4 protein-coding genes are annotated in these 4,391 nt (G+C 61.8%); 2 read left to right on the forward strand and 2 right to left on the reverse strand.

The genetic code is table 11. From position 1 onward, the window contains the following. Positions 1-208: 208 nt before the first annotated feature. Positions 209-397: a hypothetical protein gene (locus AC1D00_RS29015; protein ID WP_271573284.1), complete on the forward strand. Its 189-nt coding sequence runs from the start codon at positions 209-211 to the stop codon at positions 395-397. 55 nt (positions 398-452) lie between these two features. Here AC1D00_RS29015 and AC1D00_RS29020 read toward each other — a convergent pair whose 3' ends face one another. Beyond that, complete coding sequence (locus tag AC1D00_RS29020) at positions 453-884, reverse strand: hypothetical protein (RefSeq protein ID WP_477013027.1); 432 nt, start codon at positions 882-884, stop codon at positions 453-455. Positions 885-1,030: 146 nt separating this feature from the next. After that, the gene (locus AC1D00_RS29025) at positions 1,031-1,378 is read right to left on the reverse strand and encodes a hypothetical protein (RefSeq protein WP_477013025.1); all 348 of its coding nucleotides are present in this window, start codon (positions 1,376-1,378) and stop codon (positions 1,031-1,033) included. A 421-nt stretch (positions 1,379-1,799) separates the two neighbouring features. On the opposite strand from AC1D00_RS29025, the gene AC1D00_RS29030 reads away from it, so the two are divergent. After that, on the forward strand, positions 1,800-4,391 hold a 2,592-nt coding region (locus tag AC1D00_RS29030; protein ID WP_477013026.1), incomplete at its 3' end, for a DUF5801 repeats-in-toxin domain-containing protein.

The following is a 4,391-nucleotide window of genomic DNA, read 5'->3' on the forward strand; positions in this document are numbered from 1 at the left end:
CTTCCAAAAGAGGCCCGGGCGCCAGGCGAATGGCCCGTGGTATCGGGGCTGGCCGCCGGCCGCGGAGGGGGTGCCGGGACGACCGAGCTTGATCCCAACCTATCGGTTTGACACTATGCCGACATATTCGGAGAAAGTCATGTACAAGTCATGTCTTGTTGCGATCGCAACTGCCGTCTGTTTGTACGCATTGCCCGCGAGCGCTCAGGTGAGGCCGTACCCTTTCGGCGATGAACCGTATCGCCTGAACTGGTATCCCGATCCCGAGATCGAGGCCGGCTGCTGGAAATGGAATTGGCAGCAATACCAGTGGGACAACTATTGTCCGGTCTACGTCCGTCCCAAGGCTTACATGTACCCGCGAGCGCGAGCGGTGGTCGTTCGCGCGAAGGGATGACGGGCGGGGGCCGATGCGCGGCGCGCCTTGCGGAGGCGCCGCTCGGTCCTATCGATCAGTAGTTCTCGATCGTGCAGGCGATCTGGCTGTGCTTGCCGAAATTGAGCAAGGCATTGCCGCGAAAGCCGTCGACCCAGACGCCGGGACCGGCATAGCGATATCCGACTCCCATCGGGACCAGGCGCACACGCACGCCGCCGGAGTGGCCCGTATGCAGCGATGCCGTCACAACCTCACCGGCAACGGACACCGCGATCGGGCACAGGGGGTACTGCCTGCCGTTCTCGCAGCTGAAGACGAGTTCCGAGCAGCTGCCGATCGCGCCTGGTGAAGCCCGCAGCGCCATGTCGGCGGCGGTGGCTGCGCCGGGATTGCCGGCCAAGCCGCCTCCCATAACAATGGCTGCCGCGAGACCCTTGGCCATCAAATTGCGCATCGTTGCCCCCAATGGATTCTTAAAATCACCGGCTAACAGAGCAAAAATCACCAACAGCGTCAAACCGCAATGAATGGCAGGCCGACGGCTTGATCAGCATCGCTCGGCTGACCGGCAATCCGATCGCTTCAAGCACCGACCTCATTTGGTGAAGACCGGCAGACGCTCCCATCGGCCCCCGTGAAGAGGCTGCGCGCCTAGATCTTCTGCTGCGCTCCGGGGCCCACAACGTTGACCGTGATCTTCTGAATTTCCGTCCGGCCGCCGGCATATTTGACCTCGATCGTCAGAACGTCGTCGCCGATGAAATCGGGCTGCGACTTGTAGAACGCGACATAGGCCGGCACTTCCAGCGCGAGGCATGACTTGTAGTTCGTGGCTTTCACCTTCGCCGACTTGACCGTCACCTTCCCGGACGCGGGCGCATTGACCAGGCGGATCGTCGGCAGGGGACCCGACGTGCAATCGGGTAGTACGTTGATGAAGATGCCGACTCGCGTGTCCTTATTGGGGGCGGATTTGACCGTTCGTTCGACGGGAGACAATGCGTCCTCTGCCAAGGCTGGTGCGACGAACCCAGACAACATTGCGATGGCCGCGGACAATAATACCCGCATTGGTGGTCTCCCGCTCACCGCGTTTTCCCGGTCAATTCGTTGCAAGATGCTCAATTTAAATGCTTTTTCGACGCTGTGTGTACGGATTAGCCAATTTACCACGGCGCACCAAAAACCCTTCGTTAACTAGTTGATTTCGTTGACCCCCGCCTCGGTTAACAATAGCTTAATAGCGACATTTTTCGAATTGCTTTCTACAGACTTGATTTGAACTGCGCAGTGTTTTGGCAGGGGCAGGCAGATTATGAACGCACAATTTCAGGTAGCGCAGGCTACCGGCGCGGCTATTCCGACCAACACAACTCCAATTCGAACATTCACTCTGGCAAAGCCGCTAACAGATCAGGCGGTGGTCGTACATCTCGGATTTGACCAGAAGGTCAAGCTCGATTTCTCCGCGATAGCCAACGAAAAGATCACGCTCGTTCACGTCGGCGAGAAGCTGATCATTCTGTTCGACAACAAATCGACGATCACGGTCGATCCGGTCTTCGATTCCCGTCACGACGATCAGCACCTGCTCTCCATCGAGCTGGCGCCCGGGCGCGACGTCAACGTGCAGGAATTCGCGAGCCTCTTCCCGATCACCACCGACCAGTCCGTGCTTCCTGCGGCCGGTGATGGCAACGGCAACGCCCAGGGCAGCGGCGCCAACTTCTCCAATGCTGCGGTCGATCCCTTGAACGCCGGCAATCCGTTGGACCTGCACGGGCAGGAACAGCTCGGCAATTTGGTCCTCAATCCGGAGACGTTCGCCGGACTGCCCGCAACGACTGCGCCGAGCGCAGCCTTTACGCTCTCCGGTACGGTCGTCATCCACGATGAAACCGTCGATGTCCAGATTCTGAACGGCGCGAACGATCAGCCCAATGCTGGTCTGCCCGCAGTCTTCTCCGCCGTCGGACTGATCGGATGGGCCCAAAGCGCCGTTTCGGAGATCGCGTCGTCGAGCGCCGGTTTCGGCAGCGGCGGGACCGGAACGATCGTCTATGCGCTGACAACCTCTACCGGCGCGGCGTTCGCCGGCGTCGATTCCGGTCTGCAGGCCACGGTCACCGGCAGTGAAATCTTCCTGTTCACCGAGGGCAGTCTGGTCGTCGGACGTGAGGGCGCCGGCGGCGTCGCCGATCCGAACGGTGCAGTCGCCTTCCAGCTCTACCTCGATCCGGCGACGCTGAAGCTCGACGTGGCCCAGTATGAAGCCATCAAGCACGGCACCGCGTCCGAGCCTGACACGAGCGAAGGCGCGCAGCTCGGTGATGTCGTTTTCGTGCAGCAGACGGTGACCGACGGCTCCGGCAATACGGCGACTGCGGTGTCGACCGGTTCGCTCGGCGTGTCATTTCTCGATGATGGTCCGACGATCCTGGTGACGGTGGCTGACGGTGGCGAAGGACCCACGCGTCTTGCAACCTTGTCGCTGGACGAATCGATCGGCAGTGACCGCGGCGCGAACGGCTTCCCGGACGGAACATTCGACGACGTCTCGGGCAATACGAGCCCGGATCCGACCGGCACCCACCCGATCGGCACGATGAAAACCGATGTCGGCAATGTCGAAAGCCCGGGCGATCTGGCAGCTCTGTTCAATGTCGTCAAGGATGGTGGCACGGACACCGAGAAGTCGACCGAATATGCCTATTCGTTCGCGCTCTCGGGCGCCAAAGTAACGGAGAGCGGCGGCATCGCCACCACGTTGAAGGTGACGGACCCAAACCACACCTACTCCGACGACACGATCTATCTGTTCAAGGTCAGCGACACCGAGATCGTGGGCCATGTCGGCGCCGATCCGAACGGCCCGATCGCGATCCGCATCACCCTGGACAACGCAGGCAGCCTTTCGGCAGGCCAGCTCGTCGTTGACCAGTACATGGCGATCGACCACGGCGCGGACCTCAACAATTTCGATTCGACGCAGTTCCTCAACCTGGTCGGTGAGGGCGYGAGCCTCGGCATTACACTGACCGCGACCATCACCGACGGCGACAATGACACCGCGACGTCCTCGGCCACGATCGTGATCGCGGGGCCCCAACAGTCGAGCATCGGCTTCCAGGATGACGGCCCGTCGATTGACGTGACGGTGCAGCAGCCGGAGGAGGGTTCGGCCCATCTCGCGACGCTGTCGCTCGACGAGTCGATCGGYGGCGATCGCGGCGCCAACGGCCTTCCTGACGGAACCGTCGACGACGTCTCAGGCAACACGGACCCGGATCCGACCGGCACCMATCCGATCGGCGAGCTGAAGACGGYGGCCGGCGAAGGCGACGTGAAGGGCGAACTGGAGGCGCTGTTCGACGTCRCCAAGATTGCCGGCACCGACGGCGAGAAGTCGACCGACTATGCCTATTCGTTCGYRCTCTCGGGCGCCAAAGAAACGGAGAGCGGCGGCATCGCCACCACGTTGAAGGTGACGGATCCGAACCACACCTACTCCGACGACACGATCTACCTGTTCAAGGTCAGCGACACCGAGATCGTTGGTCATGTCGGCGCCGATCCGAACGGCCCGATCGCGMTYCGCATCACRCTGGACAACGCRGGCAGCCTCTCGGGAGGCCAGCTCGTCGTCGACCAGTACATGGCGATCGACCAYGGCGCRGACCTCAACAATTTCGATTCGACGCAGTTCCTCAACCTGGTCGGTGAGGGCGCGAGCCTCGGYGTTACGCTGACCGCGACCATCACCGACGGCGACAATGACACCGCGACGTCCTCGGCGACGATCGAGATCGCGGGGCCCCAACAGTCGAGCATCAGCTTCCAGGATGACGGCCCGTCGATTGACGTGACGGTGCAGCAGCCGGAGGAGGGTTCGGCCCATCTCGCGACGCTGTCGCTCGACGAGTCGATCGGCGGCGATCGCGGCGCCAACGGCCTTCCTGACGGAACCGTCGACGACGTCTCAGGCAACACGGACCCGGATCCGACCGGCACC

Source organism: Bradyrhizobium sp. P2_E8, from assembly GCF_056403875.1.